General features: G+C 59.4%; 15 protein-coding genes. 10 read left to right on the forward strand and 5 right to left on the reverse strand.

Annotated features, from left to right (window positions below; translation table 11 throughout):
* Positions 1–39: 39 nt before the first annotated feature.
* Together ASC74_RS05730 and speB are read left to right on the forward strand one after the other, a co-directional pair.
* Positions 40–1,131, forward strand: coding sequence for a polyamine ABC transporter substrate-binding protein (locus ASC74_RS05730; protein WP_056739974.1), 1,092 nt, complete (start codon positions 40–42; stop codon positions 1,129–1,131).
* A gap of 13 nt (positions 1,132–1,144) precedes the next feature.
* Positions 1,145–2,104: an agmatinase gene (speB, locus tag ASC74_RS05735; protein ID WP_056739976.1), complete on the forward strand. Its 960-nt coding sequence runs from the start codon at positions 1,145–1,147 to the stop codon at positions 2,102–2,104.
* A 50-nt stretch (positions 2,105–2,154) separates the two neighbouring features.
* Here speB and ASC74_RS05740 read toward each other — a convergent pair whose 3' ends face one another.
* Positions 2,155–3,207, reverse strand: coding sequence for an aldo/keto reductase (locus ASC74_RS05740; protein WP_046047174.1), 1,053 nt, complete (start codon positions 3,205–3,207; stop codon positions 2,155–2,157).
* A gap of 205 nt (positions 3,208–3,412) precedes the next feature.
* Between ASC74_RS05740 and ASC74_RS05745 the strand changes: the two genes are divergently transcribed.
* The 5 genes from ASC74_RS05745 to ASC74_RS05765 all read left to right on the forward strand — a co-directional run bounded on the left by ASC74_RS05745 (position 3,413) and on the right by ASC74_RS05765 (position 6,871).
* On the forward strand, positions 3,413–4,129 hold the full coding sequence (locus ASC74_RS05745) for a helix-turn-helix transcriptional regulator (RefSeq protein WP_008149913.1): 717 nt from the start codon (positions 3,413–3,415) through the stop codon (positions 4,127–4,129).
* Between the two features lie 52 nt (positions 4,130–4,181).
* Positions 4,182–4,523: a nuclear transport factor 2 family protein gene (locus ASC74_RS05750; RefSeq protein ID WP_056739979.1), complete on the forward strand. Its 342-nt coding sequence runs from the start codon at positions 4,182–4,184 to the stop codon at positions 4,521–4,523.
* A gap of 26 nt (positions 4,524–4,549) precedes the next feature.
* Complete coding sequence (gene zapE / locus ASC74_RS05755; protein ID WP_056739980.1) at positions 4,550–5,668, forward strand: cell division protein ZapE; 1,119 nt, start codon at positions 4,550–4,552, stop codon at positions 5,666–5,668.
* 16 nt (positions 5,669–5,684) lie between these two features.
* Positions 5,685–6,266, forward strand: coding sequence for a DinB family protein (locus ASC74_RS05760; protein ID WP_056739981.1), 582 nt, complete (start codon positions 5,685–5,687; stop codon positions 6,264–6,266).
* A 113-nt stretch (positions 6,267–6,379) separates the two neighbouring features.
* Positions 6,380–6,871 carry a GNAT family N-acetyltransferase gene (locus tag ASC74_RS05765; RefSeq protein ID WP_008149916.1) on the forward strand — a complete coding sequence of 164 codons (492 nt, stop codon included), beginning with the start codon at positions 6,380–6,382 and terminating at the stop codon, positions 6,869–6,871.
* Between the two features lie 47 nt (positions 6,872–6,918).
* On the opposite strand, the gene ASC74_RS05770 is transcribed toward ASC74_RS05765, so the two are convergent.
* The 4 genes from ASC74_RS05770 to ASC74_RS05785 all read right to left on the reverse strand — a co-directional run bounded on the left by ASC74_RS05770 (position 6,919) and on the right by ASC74_RS05785 (position 11,706).
* Positions 6,919–7,125: a hypothetical protein gene (locus ASC74_RS05770; protein ID WP_056739983.1), complete on the reverse strand. Its 207-nt coding sequence runs from the start codon at positions 7,123–7,125 to the stop codon at positions 6,919–6,921.
* Positions 7,126–7,219: 94 nt separating this feature from the next.
* Positions 7,220–9,457: a TonB-dependent siderophore receptor gene (locus tag ASC74_RS05775; protein WP_056739984.1), complete on the reverse strand. Its 2,238-nt coding sequence runs from the start codon at positions 9,455–9,457 to the stop codon at positions 7,220–7,222.
* 159 nt (positions 9,458–9,616) lie between these two features.
* Positions 9,617–11,350, reverse strand: coding sequence for a phosphoethanolamine transferase CptA (locus ASC74_RS05780; protein WP_056739986.1), 1,734 nt, complete (start codon positions 11,348–11,350; stop codon positions 9,617–9,619).
* Between the two features lie 173 nt (positions 11,351–11,523).
* Entirely contained in the window at positions 11,524–11,706 is a 183-nt protein-coding gene (locus ASC74_RS05785) for a DUF6026 family protein (protein ID WP_056739988.1), read from the reverse strand.
* Between the two features lie 271 nt (positions 11,707–11,977).
* On the opposite strand from ASC74_RS05785, the gene gnd reads away from it, so the two are divergent.
* Genes gnd through ASC74_RS05800 form a run of 3 tightly spaced genes read left to right on the forward strand, consistent with a single transcriptional unit; the run spans position 11,978 to position 15,296 of the window.
* Entirely contained in the window at positions 11,978–12,958 is a 981-nt protein-coding gene (gene gnd / locus ASC74_RS05790) for a phosphogluconate dehydrogenase (NAD(+)-dependent, decarboxylating) (protein ID WP_056739989.1), read from the forward strand.
* A complete protein-coding gene (zwf, locus tag ASC74_RS05795; RefSeq protein ID WP_056739992.1) occupies positions 12,955–14,478 on the forward strand; it encodes a glucose-6-phosphate dehydrogenase in 1,524 nt (507 codons plus the stop codon). The genes gnd and zwf overlap by 4 nt, the downstream gene beginning before the upstream one ends.
* Complete coding sequence (locus ASC74_RS05800) at positions 14,475–15,296, forward strand: Cof-type HAD-IIB family hydrolase (protein ID WP_056739993.1); 822 nt, start codon at positions 14,475–14,477, stop codon at positions 15,294–15,296. Before zwf ends, ASC74_RS05800 begins: the two co-directional genes overlap by 4 nt.
* The last annotated feature ends 85 nt before the right edge of the window (positions 15,297–15,381 follow it).

Here is a 15,381-nt window from a genome sequence, read left to right on the forward strand (position 1 = left end):
CGCATTCTGCATCCACTTCATCTGGTCAGGTGTTTCGTCATGGCTCCCATGTTCAAGCTGTGTTTACCCGCGCTGTTCCTCGCCATGGCTGTATCGGCCCAGGCCGAGGAAAAAGTCCTGAATCTCTACAGTTGGTCCGATTACGTAGCGCCTGAAACCTTGCAGCGTTTCGAGGAGGAAACCGGTATTCACGTGCGCTACGACACCTTCGACTCTTCGGAAGTGCTCGAAACCAAATTGCTCACCGGGGGCAGCGGTTATGACGTGGTCGTGCCGTCTTCCAGTGTACTGGCCCGCGGATTGGCAGCCGGTGCGTTGAAAGAGATTCCCCACGAAGGCCTCAAGGGATACGCCAACCTCGATCCGGATTTGCTGGAAAAACTTGCCGCCGTCGACCCCGGCAACCGTTATGGCGTGCCCTACACCTGGGGCACCCTGGGATTGGGGATGAATGTCGAAGCCGTGAAGCAGCGTTTGCCGGACGTGCCGCTCAACAGCCTGGACCTGCTGTTCAAGCCTGAGTACGCCAGCAAACTGAAAGACTGCGGCATTGCCATTCTCGATTCGCCTCAGGAAGTGATCGGCCTGGCGCTGCATTATCTGGGTAAAAATCCCTACAGCACCGACAAGGCTGATCTGTCAGCCGCCGAGGCGCTGTTGCATCAGCTGCAACCCAATGTGCTGTACGTCGCGACCGGTCGGCAGATCAGCGATCTGGCCAACGGCAGCGTCTGCCTGGCGCTGACCTACAACGGTGACGCCAGCATGGCGGCCGATCAGGCGCGCAAGGCCAATAAACCGTTCGAAGTGGCCTACCGGATTCCGCAAGAGGGCACGCTGGTCTGGCAGGACAACCTGGCGATCCCCAAGGACGCGCCTCACCCCGAAGCCGCCCGCGCCTTTATCGAGTTCATGCTGCGACCGGAATCCGTTGCGGCACTGACCAATGAACTGTTCTTCGCGACGGCCAACCAGGCCGCAACACCGCTGGTGGATGAGGCGGTGCGCACCGACCCGGACATCTACCCACTGGCTGACGTGCGTGGCCGGTTGTACGCCGATCGCAGCATGAGCCTCAAGGACCTGCGTCAACGCACTCGCTTGTGGACCACTTTCCGTAGCCGCCAATAATAAGGAACCTGAGATGGACGTCCCGATGCAAAACGATCAGGCCATGACCCGCGACAGCCTCTACGGCACTGCCGCCGAAAGTACCTACGCCGGTATCACCAGCTTCATGCGTCGTCGCTACAGTCGCGACTTGCGCGGCGTTGACGTAGCGGTCAGCGGTGTCCCGTTCGACACCGCCACCAGCAACCGTCCCGGTGCGCGTTTCGGACCACGCGGCATTCGTGCCGCATCCACCGGGATTGCCTGGGAACGCCATTGGCCATGGGCCTTCGACCCGTTCGACCATCTGGCGGTCATCGACTTCGGCGATTGCGACTTCGATTACGGCACACCGCAGTCGGTGCCGGAAAGCATCGAAGCCCACGCTGAACACATTCTCAACGCCGGTAGCGCAATGCTGACGTTCGGCGGGGATCACTTCATCACCTATCCGCTGCTCAAGGCCCATGCACGTAAACATGGTCCGCTGTCGTTGATCCACTTCGACGCCCACAGCGACACCTGGCCGGACGAAGACGGCAAGCGTGTCGATCACGGCACGATGTTCTGGCACGCGGCCAAGGAAGGTTTGGTGGATCCGTCACGTTCGGTGCAGATCGGCTTGCGCACCACCAATGACGATCACCAGGGTTTCCAGGTGCTGGATGCGCGACAAGTGCATCGACGTGGTGTTGATGAGATTGTCGAGGCCATTCGGGCGCGGGTCGGTGATCACCCGGTGTACCTGACGTTCGACATCGACTGCCTCGATCCGGCCTTCGCTCCAGGCACCGGAACGCCGGTGTGCGGCGGCTTGAGTACGGTGCAGGCGCTGGAAATTCTCGGCGGCTTGCGCGGGATCAATCTGGTAGGAATGGACGTCGTGGAAGTGGCGCCGGCCTACGACAGTGCGGACATTACCTCACTGGCGGCGGCGACGTTGGCGATGGAAATGCTGTGCCTCTATGCGGCTAAACACAAAGTCGACCGGTAACCCACAAACCAAAATGTGGGAGCAAGCTCCCTCCCACATTTCGATCTGTGTCAGGCCACTGGAATGATTGGCAGATCCAGGGTTTCAGCCCCGGTAAATCGCGCCATCGACCCGGCAATGGATTCATGGGGCACGCCCATTGCCACAGCACTGACACCCTCAAGTCGCGACACCTGTTCAGCACTCAACTGCACATCCAGCGCACCCAAGGTCGCATCCAGTTGCTCACGGGTGCGCGAGCCGAGAATCGGTATCAGTGCCGTGGTCGAACGCTTGGCTTTTTCCCGCAACCAGGCAATGGCCACGTGCGTCGGGCTGGCGCCCAGCTCTGCGGCAACGGCCAGTAAAGTGTCGAGCAGGGCGGTTTCACGGGCACTTTTCTCAGCGTGGATCAGCATGCCAAGTTTGGCGGCGCGGTTGTCGCCATCGTTGGTGCGGTACTTGCCGGTGAGGAAGCCGCCACCCAACGGTGACCATAACGTAGCGGCCAGACCCAAGGCTTCGGCCATCGGCAGTTGTTCACGTTCGGCGGTGCGTTCGGCGAGGCTGTATTCCACCTGAATCGCAGCAATCGGTGAGAAACCACGAACCTCGGCCAGCAAGTCGGCCCGAGCAATGCGCCACGCCGGGAAGTTCGACAGCCCGGCGTAATGAATTTTGCCGGCGCGCACCAGATCGTCGAAACCACGCAGGATCTCTTCCATCGGCGTCACGCCATCGCTCATGTGGGCCCAGAACAGGTCGATGTGGTCGGTGTTGAGTCGTTTCAGGCTTTCTTCCACGGCGCGAACCATGTTCTTGCGGTTGTTGCCGGTGTGGGAAATGCCCGCAGCCGGCGTGGTCCCCAAGGTGTATTTGGTGGCGATGACCAGGCGATCCCGTTCCGCTGCGATGAACTCGCCGAGCATGGCTTCCGACTGGCCAGCCTGATAGCCGTTGGCGGTGTCGATGAAATTGCCGCCGGCCTCCAGATAGCCATCAAAAATGCGTTTGGCTTCGTCGCGCTCGGCGCCATGGCCCCAGCCGGTGCCGAAGTTACCAGCGCCCAACGCCAGTTCCGAGACCCGCAAGCCGGTTTTGCGGCCGAAGACTTTGTAATGCATGGGGATGACTCCTGAAGGAAAAGACGTTGGGGTTGAATATAAATGTCTAGCGACATGTATTTAATATGATGCTGGTAATATTGGACGTCAAGGTACTTTTCCGTTCGCAAGAAAAGGGCCGACCACCGGGCACAACGCTACTGCCACTTTCTGACAGGGTCCTCTGCTAAGCTCCGACAACTTTTACGGACAGAGCCTGCCGATCGTGTCGCGTACCACTCGTTTACTGACCTTGTTGCAAGTGCTGCGCGGCAAAAGTCGTCCGGTGACCGCGGCAACACTTGCCGGCGAATTGGAGATTTCCGAACGCACGCTGTACCGCGACATCGCCGAACTTACCGCCCTCGGCGCGCCCATCTACGGCGAAGCGGGGATCGGCTATGTGCTGCGCAGCGGTTTGTTTCTGCCGCCGCTGATGCTCAACGCCGATGAAACCGAAGCCATCGTGCTGGGGTTGCGTTATGTGGATCAGCGCGGTGATGAGGTGTTGAGCAAGGCGGCGGCGGATGCGCTGGCCAAGATTGCCGCCGTACTGGCGCCTGAAGCGCTGGACGCGTTACGCAACCCGACGGTGTTGCCAGGACCGCCAGGCTATGGCTTTGCGCCCAACGCGGTGCCACTGAATGTGTTTCGCCAGGCCATCCGCGATCAGGCCAAGCTGCACATCGACTACGCGGACGCCAACCAGGTGCCGAGTCAGCGGCTGATCTGGCCGCTGGCCCTGGGGTTTCTGAACGAGGTGCGAATCATCGTCGCCTGGTGCGAGTTGCGCAGCGCCTACCGCACCTTTCGCACCGACCGGATCTCGGCAGCGAACGAACAGGGCGAGCGTTATCCGGGGCGGCGCAGCGACCTGTTGCGCACCTGGCGCAAGCAGATGCAACTGGACGAAGCCGGGCGCTTCACTCCTGACAAGAACTGACACAGGCTTGTTTTAGCATGGCTCCAGAATCAATAAACAAGGAGCCGTAACCATGTCCAATCCCGCCTCTCCACTGGCACCCGCCATCGCCGCCTACATTGCTGCCGCCAATGCCCGCGACACCTCGCGAGTCGCCAGTTTTTTCGCTGAGGATGCCAATGTGTTCGATGAAGGCCAGCATCAGGTCGGCACACACGCCATCGCGCAATGGATGCAAGACACCGCCCAGCGTTACCAGCCACGGGTTGAAGTGCTCGACGTGCAACTGCGCACCGGCAAAGTGTTGGTGCATAACCTGATCTCCGGAACGTTTCCCGGCAGCCCGCTGGAATTGCGCTACATGTTTCGCCTGAATGAACAGGGCAAGATTGCCCGGCTAGACATCTCTCTCTAATCAAGGCGCATGGCATACTGCCGCGCATGAATGTCGACTCCCCCTTAAGCGCCTGGCAACACGCCATCGAACAGAAGGGCTTCGTCCAGGACGAAGCCCAGGAACATGCCGTGTGGGCGCTGCAGAAATGCTACGAAGCGCTGCATGAAGGGCGCACGCCGATCACTGGCGTGTACCTCTGGGGCCCGGTCGGGCGCGGCAAGACCTGGTTGATGGACCAGTTTTACCAAAGCCTGAAGGTCCCGGCCCGCCGCCAACACTTTCACCACTTTATGGGCTGGGTGCATCAGCGTTCGTTTCAGCTGACCGGCACCGCCGACCCGTTGAAGGCGCTGGCTCGCGAACTGAGCGAGGAAGTGCGGGTACTGTGTTTTGACGAGCTGTTCGTCAACGACATCGGCGACGCCATCATTCTCGGGCGTTTGTTTCAGGTGATGTTCGAGCAGGGCGTGGTGGTGGTCTGCACCTCCAATCAGCCACCGGATCAGCTGTACGCCGATGGCTTCAATCGCGACCGGTTCGTGCCCGCCATCGAAGCCATCAAGAAACATATGCAGGTGATTGCGGTGGATGGCGGCGAAGATCATCGCCTGCATCCCGGCAAAGGTTTGCAACGCTACTGGGTGGCGGCACCGGGGCAACCCAGCGCTCTGGATGAAGTGTTCAAGGCATTGACCGTCGGCCAGTCGGTGTCCAGTGATCCGATCAAGGTCGGCTACCGCTCACTCAATGTCGTGCAGGCCAGTCCAACCGTACTCTGGACTCGTTACGCCGACCTCTGTGAACAGCCGTTTGCCGCCATGGATTTCATCGCCCTGTGCGACACCTTCAGCGCTATTCTGTTGAGTGACGTGCCCAACCTCAGCGCGCAAAAGCGTGAAGGGCGCATCGCCCGAGGCACTGAAGACGGCGTCGAAAGGGTGGTGGCGGGCGATCGCGAGCTGCCGCAATTGTCGGTGCATGACGACGGTGTACGGCGTTTCATCGCCCTGGTGGACGAGTGCTACGACCGCAAGGTGCCGCTGTGCCTCGAAGCGCAGGTGCCCATGGAATCGTTGTACACCGAGGGTTATCTGGAGTTTCCGTTCCGCCGCACCCTCAGCCGTTTACAGGAAATGCAGCTGCAACGTTTCGCCGAAGCTTGAACAAGGAGCCGCGAACATGAACCAGCCTCTGTCGCACCATTTGCTGACCATGGCCTATCAGAACGCCTGGGCCAATCATCGCCTCGCCAAGGCCTGGAGCCAGTTGAGCCCGGCCGATCTGGCGGCGCCGCGGGTCAGCTTCTTTCCCAGTCTGCGCGCTACCCTCAATCACATCCTGACCTGCGACTGTTTTTACCTGGATGCGCTGGAGCGGGAGTTGCGCGGCGATGACCCTCATCCCGAATGCTATGTGTTTTTCAACCAGGACGAGCCGTTTACGCACGCCGTAGACCTCAAGCGCGAACAAGCGCTGGTGGACCTTCGACTGATCGCCTATTGCGAGCAAATGCGCGATGCAGACCTCGGGAAGGTCGTGACCATCGCCCGGGACACGCCGCAACATGACAGCCGCTTGCGCCTGCTGTCCCATCTGTTCGAGCACCAGATGCATCATCGCGGGCAGGTTCACGCCATGCTCAGCGGCACCTCGGTCAAACCGCCGCAACTGGACGAGTTTTTCTGTGCCGGTGAGTCAGGCCTGAGGGCTGAGGATTTTGCCGAGCTGGGGTGGACCGAGGCGCTGATCTGGGGCGCTTGAGCGAAAAATTACAGCAGGATCCGGTTGTCGACACGGCTGTGCCCGCGATATTGTCGATCGGCCCTTCAGTGCGAGATGCACTGGGGCGACTTAATGTGTGAACGAGGGTGGAAATGGAATCCGCAGAAATTCTTGTACTTCAGGCCAGCTATACCAATCCGGTGCATGCCGAGGCTATTGGACTGGTGCTAAATGCTTACGCCGAAGACCCGATGGGTGGCGGCCACTCGTTGCCCGCCGACTTGTTGAAGCAACTGCCGGCGGAACTGGCCAAACGTCCTCACGCGTTCAGCGTTCTGGCCTTTGTCGGTGGCGAGCCGGCCGGGCTGGTCAATTGCTTTGAAGGTTTCTCGACCTTCGCCTGTCGCCCGTTGGTCAACGTGCACGATGTGTGCGTGGTGTCGAAATTTCGTGGCTTGGGGTTGAGCCAGAAGATGCTGCAAAAGGTCGAAGACATCGCCCGCCAGCGCGGTTGCTGCAAAATCACACTGGAGGTGCTGGAAGGTAATGCAGTCGCCCAGGCGTCCTATGGCAAGTTCGGTTTTGCCGCAGGCATGTTCGACCCGGCGCACGGTCGGATGCTGTTCTGGACCAAGGCGCTTTAAGGCGTTACGGGCATAAAAAAGGGCGTCCATCAGGACGCCCTTTGTCGTTACGGTTTGTAGTGCTCTGTCACTTGCGCGGTTTGATCATCCGGAACTCTTATTTCAGTGGTGTTGCTGGCGTTACTTTGATTCGCCTCCTGGCTGAACCGCAGGCTCTCAAAGTAGTACCGCATGCGTTCAGCGCCACCTTCGGCGAATGCAGCGGTTGAACTGAAGATCATCAGGCCGGCGAGGATCATGGTTGTACGTTTCATGGTGTACCCCTACGAGTTGTCGGGTCCTTTCGTCCATGAAGCAATGTCGAAAGGACATTATCCGCCGATTCCGTTAAATGGGAATTACCTGCGCCTAGAGCTTCCAGTCCAGGCTCAGGGTCACCGTGCGCGGGTCACCCCAAAACACACCGTTGTAGAACCCGACGTTGTCGTAATACTTCTTGTCGAACAGGTTATCGACGTTCAGCGAGGCGGACAGGTGCTTGTCGAACTCATACCGCGACATCAGTTTGACCACTGTGTAAGCCTCCTGCCGGATCTTGGTCCTTTCGGTGATCACCGCACCGTCGGCGCTACGTCCCACCGGGCGGCTGGCGGCGCGGAACACATCGCTTTGCCAGTTCACCGCGCCACCCACGGTCAGTGCCTGCCAGTCGCCGGGCAGACGATAGGCTGTGGAGAGCCGGAACATATTCAGCGGCTGGTTGGTATTGGCGCGTTTCTTTTCGCCATTGGCCGAGTGGGTGTAGGTGTAGCCGGCCGTCATGTTCCAGCCGGCCATGACCTCGCCCGAGAGCTCGGCTTCGAAGCCCTGAACCTTGTTGCCTTTACCGCCTGACTTGTAGAACTCCTTGCCGGTGACCGGGTCCGGTGGCACCGAATCGTCGACTTCGGCTACGTTGTCCTGTTTGCTCCAGAACAGCGCGGTAGCCACGTTGAGACGTTCTTCCAGCAAACTGCCCTTGAGCCCCAGTTCATAGTTGCTGCCCACTACCGGCTCGAGGTATTTGCGATTGCGGTCGCGATTGTCTTGCGGGTTGAAGATGTCGGTGTAGCTGACGTACGCCGTGTATTCGGCGGTGAGGTCGTAGAGCAGCCCGGCGTAGGGCGTCCACATGTCGTTGTGTTCCTGGCTGCTGGCATCGACGCTGCTCAGTTGCAGGTTGTTGTCGTACTTGTTGGTCTTGCTCGACACTTTCCAGCTGCCATAACGACTGCCGAGTACGGCGTGCAGGTCATTCGTCAGGCTCAGGCGAGTGGCCAGGTAACCGGCCTTCTGGCGGGTACTGTCTTTTGAACCTGAAAGGCTGGTGACCGTGTCGGGAAACTTGGCGATGTCGCCCATGTATTTCCAGTCGCGGATGTTTTCGTAATCCGATGCCCTGGGGCCGTCCACCATGTACGGGGAATCTTCCCGGCGCTCGGCTTCGCCATAGCCGATCATCATTTCGTGTTCCCGACCGAACAGCGAGTAAGGGCCAGCCACGTTGAAGTCATAAGCCTTCATTTTTTGCGTACTGAGCATGTGGCTGACGTTGGCGCTCATGCCACTGCGATCAGCCTCGGGGAACCCGCCGCCGCCGTAGTAGATCTTGCCGTCGGTGTCGCTCTCGCGATGGGTGTAGGCGGCCTTGGCATGCCAGCCGGCACCCAGTTGGTGTTCCAGCGTGGCGAACGCGGTTTTGTCCTTGAGCGGCCAGGAACTCCACGACGTGGCCATGTTGGTAGAGCGTCCGAGGTTGGCCTTGCCACCGTCAGCGTTCCAGTACGGCACCGTGCCCCAGGACGTACCCTGGACGTGTTTGTTCTGATAGTCGTAACCCACGGCCAGCACGGTGTCATCGGTCAAATCGGCTTCAAGTATCCCGTAGCCGACTTCACGTTGTTGCTGGTACTTGTCGCGGAACGAATCGCTGTCGCGATAGGCCAGCACGCTACGTCCGCGCAGGCGGCCGTCGAAAGCCAGCGGACCGCCGACATCCAGATAACTGTAGTAGTCGTCATAACTGCCGCCGCTGACCCCGGTCTGGACTTGCCACTGCGCCGTCGGCCGTTTACGCACCATGTTGATGGTGGCCGACGGGTCACCCGCGCCGGTGGTCAGGCCGGTCGCACCGCGAACCACTTCGATGCGGTCGTAGATGATGGTGTCGGAATCGGACTTCATGTAGCTGAAGGTGTTCAGCATGCCGTCGATCTGGAAATTGGTGATCGAGTAACCCCGGGAGGAATAGCTGACCCGGTCCGAATCGTTGTGCTGAACGACCACGCCGGTGGTCTGGCTCATGGCTTCAGACAGCGTGCCGAGTTTGAAATCGTCCATTTGCTGGCGCGTGACCACGGACACCGATTGCGGCGTTTCCTTGATCGACAGGTTCAAGCGCGTCGCAGTGCTCATGGCGCCGGTGGTGTACGACTCGGTGTTTTCGGTGGTGCTGCCCAAACCTTGGGCGGTCACATTGGTGGCGCCCAGTTCGAGGGTGCGGCCAGGCTCTTTGTCAGGGCCTGTTTCAGCCAGCAAGTCGGGGCACAAGGCGGCACTGCACAGGCCCAGGGTAAAGGTCATGGAACGGGTGATAGGCGCGAACATCGCAGCCAACTCCTTGTCTTCGAGGGAAAAATTCCGTTTGTTCAAAGACGAAGGGGAAAGGCGGGATTTGGCTATAAACGAGAATAATTATTATCTTCGCGAAGTTTCGGACAGCTCAATTCATGTGGGAGCGAGCTCGCTCCCACAGGTTCAGCAGGATTACTGCTGAATGACTGCCACCGCCTTCGGTTTCATCAGGCTGAAGTCAATCAATGCCTTTTGCTCGCGCTCATAAGGATTGCCGATCATCAATGGCCGTGGCTTGAAACTGTCGCTGACCAGGCTCTTGCTGCGATCCAGTTCATCGAAGCTCAGACCCGCCAGATCAGCCCAGGTGTGGATCAGGTGCGAGCTGCTGTAAGGCCGCCCCAGATCACCGGCAAAGCTCCAGTCATGGTTTTCACGCCATTTCGGCGAGGCCCAGGCCATGAACGGAATGGTGTACATCGGCGCCGTCGGTTTGCTTTCGTTGCGGCCAAGGGTGCTGTGGCCAGGAGAATCGAAAACGTCTTCACCGTGGTCGGAGAGGTACAGCAGGAACCCGTTCGGATCAGATTTGGCGTAGTCCTTGATCAGGCTCGAGACCACGAAGTCGTTGTACAGCACCGCGTTGTCATAGCTGTTGTACGTCGGCACCTGATCGTCGCGCACACCGTCCGGAACGCCTTTGCGGTCCTTGAACTTATCGAAGGACGACGGATAACGGTATTGGTAGCTCATGTGCGTGCCGAGCAAATGCACGACGATCAGCTTGCGCGGCGCAGCGTCGGCCAAGGCCTTGTTGAACGGCTCGATCACGTCGCCATCGTACTGGGCGGCATTCTGGTTGCGGTTGTTGTTCAGGTACACCTGCTCGTCGGCCTGCTCGGAGAAGGTCGTCAGCATGGTGTTGCGCTTGGTCATGGTCTGCTGGTTGGTGATCCAGAAGGTCTTGTAGCCTGCCTGTTTCATCATGCTGACCAGCGATGGGGTCGACAGATACAGGTCCGGGTTTTCTTCGTCGGCGAAGGTCAGAACCTGCTGCAACGCCTCGATGGTGTAGGGGCGCGGGGTGATGACGTTATCGAAGACCGCCAGTTGATCCTTGAGCTTGTCCAGCTCCGGGGTGGTTTCCCGAGGGTAGCCGTAGAGGCTCATGCGCTGACGGTTGGTGGACTCACCGATCACTAGCACCAGGGTCGCCGGCTGATTGGCCGCCGAATCCTTGAGATTGTGCAGCGGTGGAATCTTGCTGGCGCTATTGAGCATGTCTTGCATGCCGGCCAGGGTTTCGAGGTAGCGGTGATAGGCCACGGCCATCTGCCAAGGCACCGCAGGCTCGATGCGGGATTCAAATTTATCGAAACCGCCGGCAAGGCTGCCGATACGCGCGGTTTGCTTGATCAGCGGATAACCGACGACGGCGACCACAATCGCCGTTGCAGCCACTAGTGCCCGACCGCGAGGCATGTACACCGGGCGCAAGCGAGTCCAGAGGAAGTAAGCGAAAGCGGTATGAGCGAGGAACGCCGCCACCATCCACCAGGCAAAGTACTGAGTCATGTACTCGCCCGCTTCAGAGACGTTCGACTCGAACATAATGAAGATGACGCTTTGGGAAAACTCCTGCTGATAGATGAAGAAATAACCCAGGCTGGCCATTGAGCAGGCCCACAGCACCACACCGATCAGCGCGGCCATGACTCGTGTTTGTTTGGGGAACAACAGCATCGGCGCGAGCCAGATGGCACTCATCACAAAGGCCTGGCGGAACCCGGTAAAACCGGAGGTGCCTGTCAATTGGATCAGTAGTTGGGTAATGCCGGAAAAATACCAGAAGAACAGGAACAGCCAGAGAAATCCTGTCCAGTCGAAACCATTCGCAGACGTATTGCTGCGTTTAAACAAAGCCATTCAGCGCTCCAGCCAAAAATCACTTCCCCGCCGGGACACCAATATCACCGACGGACGGGGGGCGCGGAGTATCAGGAAACGAATGTGAAAACTTCGTGAGTGCCGGGTTTGTCAAAAAGGGGGGATGGCAGGTCGGAAACAGCAGTGGGCTGCTTCCGAATCAAGCGAGGGGATCAGGCGTGAGGCACACGGTGAGTGACGGGCAAAGGCTGGGCCTGATTGCTTTGTGTCAACAAGCGCAATTGCGCGAGCTCCTGCTTCAACTGGTCGCGCTCGTCTTTCAACTGGCGCAATTCATCGCGACGGATCGTGACGTAAAGGGTTTGTGCTGGCAGTGCTGCGTGTACTGTGCCCATTGCTCACCTCGCAAATGGCTGTCTCAACTGTAAACCTGCCCCGAAATCGGGTGCTGACTTACTATCGGCGCTGATTTTGATTTCTTTTGCCCCGGAAGGGAACTTTTTTATTTTTCATGGTCGTTGTGTCTTCGGCGCGATTACCGACGTTATCAATCTGGATCGGGCACAATGCCCGGAAACTATGTGCCAACGCTCTGGACTAACCCTCATTAGTCGCGTTGGGCTATAACCTTTGACACACATTATTTGTAGTAGGGAGCATCAGAACATGCAACTCGGGATTATTGGACTGGGCCGCATGGGCGGCAATATTGCGCGGCGCCTGATGCTCAACGGTCATACCACCGTTGTTTACGACCGCAATACCGCCTTTGTCGACACCCTGGCCGCAGAAGGCGCCTCTGGCGTCATCGACCTGCCGGCACTGGTCGCTGGCCTGGCCAAGCCACGTGCGGTGTGGGTCATGCTGCCGGCCGGCGCACCGACCGAAGACACCATCGACACCCTGAGCACCTTGCTCGAAGCTGGCGATACCATCATCGACGGCGGCAACACCTTCTATAAGGACGACATCCGCCGGGCGAAAACCCTGTCGGAGAAAGGCCTGCACTACGTCGACGTCGGCACCTCCGGCGGCGTCTGGGGGCTGGAGCGTGGTTATTGCATGATGATCGGCGGCGAAGCCGAGGTGGTTAAACGCCTTGATCCGCTGTTCGAGAGCCTTGCACCGGGCCTGGGCGACATCCCTCGGACCAAGGACCGCAAGTCCGAAGACGATCGTGCCGAGCGCGGTTACATCCACGCAGGCCCGGCCGGTTCGGGGCATTTCGTGAAAATGATCCACAACGGCATCGAATACGGAATGATGCAGGCCTTCGCCGAAGGCTTCGACATCCTCAAGACCAAGGCCAGCACCAACCTGCCGGAAGACCAGCGTTTCGACCTGAACGTCGGCGACATCGCCGAAGTCTGGCGTCGTGGCAGCGTCGTGTCGTCCTGGTTGCTCGACCTGACCGCCGACGCGCTGGCCAGTGATCCGAAACTCGATGGTTACTCCGGGTCGGTCGCTGATAGTGGTGAAGGTCGCTGGACCATCGAAGCCGCCATGGAGCAATCGGTGCCCGTACCGGTGCTGTCGAACTCGCTGTTCTCCCGCTACCGTTCGCGCGGGCAAGGCACCTTTGGCGACAAGATTCTCTCGGCCCAGCGCTTCGGCTTCGGCGGCCACGTGGAGACTTCGAAAAAATGACCCGTCTGATCCGCAATAAATCCAAGGCAGAACCCGCACCACCGACCACGCTGTTTCTGTTCGGTGCCCATGGTGATCTGGTCAAGCGTCTGTTGATGCCGGCGCTGTACAACCTGAGTCGTGACGGTCTGCTTGGTGATGGACTGCGGATCATCGGCGTTGACCACAACGCCATCACCGATGAAGCCTTTGCGAAAAAACTCGAAGACTTCATTCGGGCCGAAGTGGCCGCCAAGGTCGGCAAGGGCGATCAAGCCCTTGACCCGGACTTGTGGGCCAAGTTGGCCAAAGGCATCAGCTACGTCCAGGGCGACTTCCTGGACGACAGCACCTATCAAGCGCTGGCGGCGAAAATCGCCGCCAGCGGTACTGGCAACGCCGTCTTCTACCTGGCCACCGCGCCACGTTTCTTCAGCGAAGTGGTGCGTCGTCTCGGCGCCGCCGGCTTGCTGCAAGAGTCGCCAGAGGCGTTTAGAAGGGTGGTGATCGAAAAACCCTTCGGTTCCGATCTGCATACCGCCGAAGCCTTGAACGCTTGCTTGCTCAAGGTGATGACGGAAAACCAGATATACCGGATCGATCACTATCTGGGCAAGGAAACCGTGCAGAACATTTTGATCAGCCGATTCTCCAACAGCCTGTTCGAAGCGTTCTGGAACAACCACTACATCGACCACGTACAAATCACCGCCGCCGAAACCGTTGGCGTGGAAACCCGTGGCAGTTTTTATGAACACACCGGCGCCTTGCGGGACATGGTGCCCAATCACCTGTTCCAATTGCTGGCGATGGTCGCAATGGAGCCGCCAGCCGCCTTTGGCGCCGATGCGGTACGCGGCGAGAAAGCCAAGGTGGTCGGTGCGATTCGTCCCTGGTCGGTCGAGGAAGCGTTGGCCAACTCGGTGCGCGGCCAATACGCGCCCGGCGAAATCGACGGCAACGAGTTGCCGGGGTATCGCCAGGAAAACAACGTGGCGCCCGACAGCAATACCGAAACCTATGTCGCGCTGAAAGTCATGATCGACAACTGGCGCTGGGTCGGCGTGCCGTTTTACTTGCGCACCGGCAAGCGCATGAGCGTGCGCGACACCGAGATTGTCATCTGCTTCAAACCGGCGCCGTATGCGCAGTTCCGCGATACCGAGGTCGATGAGTTGCAACCGACCTATCTGCGAATCCAGATTCAACCCAACGAAGGCATGTGGTTCGACCTGCTGGCCAAACGGCCCGGCCCGGCGTTGAAAATGGCCAATATCGAACTGGGCTTTGCCTACAAGGATTTCTTTGAAATGCAGCCGTCCACCGGCTACGAAACCCTGATCTACGATTGCCTGACCGGCGATCAGACGCTGTTCCAGCGCGCCGACAACATCGAGAACGGCTGGCGCGCCGTGCAGCCTTTCCTCGATGCCTGGCAGCAGGACGCGAGCGTGCAGAGCTATGCCGCTGGCGAAGACGGCCCGCAGGCTGCAGAAGATCTCCTGACCCGCGACGGTCGCGTCTGGCACGGCCTCGGATGAGCCACGCGCCGCAGCCTCCCATTCGTTTTTTACTCAGTGATATGGATGGCACCTTGTTGCTGCCCGATCACAGCCTCAGCCAACGCACCGTCGACGCGGTCCGCTCGTTGCGCGAGGCGGGCGTGCTGTTCAGCCTGGCCACCGGCCGTCCGCCCAAAGCCATGTTGCAGCAGATTGAAGCCCTGGGCGTCGACTTGCCAACGGCAGCGTTCAACGGCGGCACCATCGTCAACCCGGATGGCAGTTTGCTGGTCGCGCATTACTTGCCGGCAACGGCGGCGCTGACGGCGTTGGCGCTGTTTGCCGACCGGCCGGACCTCGAAATCTGGGTGTTCAGTGGTGGCGACTGGTTGCTGAAAGATCCGAACGGCCCAATGGTGCCTCGTGAACAGCACGGCCTGGGTTATCCGCCAGTGGTGGTGGAGAGTTTTGAGCCGTACCTGGAACGCATCGACAAGATCGTCGCCACCAGCAACAACACGCAGTTGTTGATTGAGCTGGAAGCGCTCCTGCTGCCCAACGTGGAAGGCCAGGCACAGGTCTCCCGTTCGCAGCCGATTTATCTGGATGTGACCGCGATGCAAGCCAACAAGGGTGCAGCGCTGGCGACACTGGCCGAATTTCTCGGTGTGCCGCTGGAGCAGACCGCGGCGTTGGGCGATGGCGGCAACGACCCGGCGATGTTTCACCGCGCAGGCTTGTCGATCGCCATGGGGCAGTCGGAAGAGGCGGTGAAGCGCCAGGCCGATGTTGTCACTGGAACCAACACCGAAGACGGTGCGGCCCAGGCAATCGAGCGCTATATCCTGAAACGCTGAAACCCCTGTAGGAGCTGTCGAGTGCAACGAGGCTGCGATCTTTTGATCTTCGCTTGCAAAAGCAACATCAAAAGATCGCAGCCTC

Source organism: Pseudomonas sp. Root329 (assembly GCF_001424925.1).
GTDB classification, from domain to species: domain Bacteria; phylum Pseudomonadota; class Gammaproteobacteria; order Pseudomonadales; family Pseudomonadaceae; genus Aquipseudomonas; species Aquipseudomonas arabinosi.